At 49.0% G+C, this 524-nt stretch carries 1 pseudogene; it reads left to right on the top strand.

The annotated features are described in order from the left end of the window. Window positions 1-524, top strand: a pseudogene (locus AC27IT_RS28225) (hypothetical protein); the annotation flags it as partial.

A 524-nucleotide genomic window follows, 5' to 3' on the forward strand; every position in this document is an offset into this window, starting at 1 on the left:
TTTTTGCTAGCAATCAGTATGTTGGTGCCAATACGGTTCCTTATTATAAAGTGTATGTTAAAGGCGTTGAGGTCGGCAGTATCCTGAATGAGCAGCAGCTTAAGCAGCTGTATACAACGAAGAGCAAGCAGTATAAAGACAAGTATCCTGACGTGGAAATGGTGCTCAATACGAGCGCGGTCACGACGAGCACAGAAAAGGCATATAAGGCGGATATCGATAGCGCAGCCACGCTGAAGAAGTTGGACGGCATGCTGACTGCCTATGCCAAAGGAGTAGAAGTGAAGGTCAACGGACAGATGGTTGGCATTGTAAAGGACAAAGCGACGGCACAAGCGGCTTTAAAGCAAGTGCAGAAGAAATACACACCTGCGGGTGAAGGTACAGCGACAGGCATCAAGGGGCTAGTTCGCAAAACATCCGTGGGGAGTAGTCATGCTAGCGCAAGCACGAAGGCCCCTAAAGCATGGCTGGAGTCTGCCAGTATCCGTGAAAAGATTGTGTATGAGCCGGTGAAAGCAGAT

It is taken from the genome of Brevibacillus sp. YAE8 (assembly GCF_057543335.1).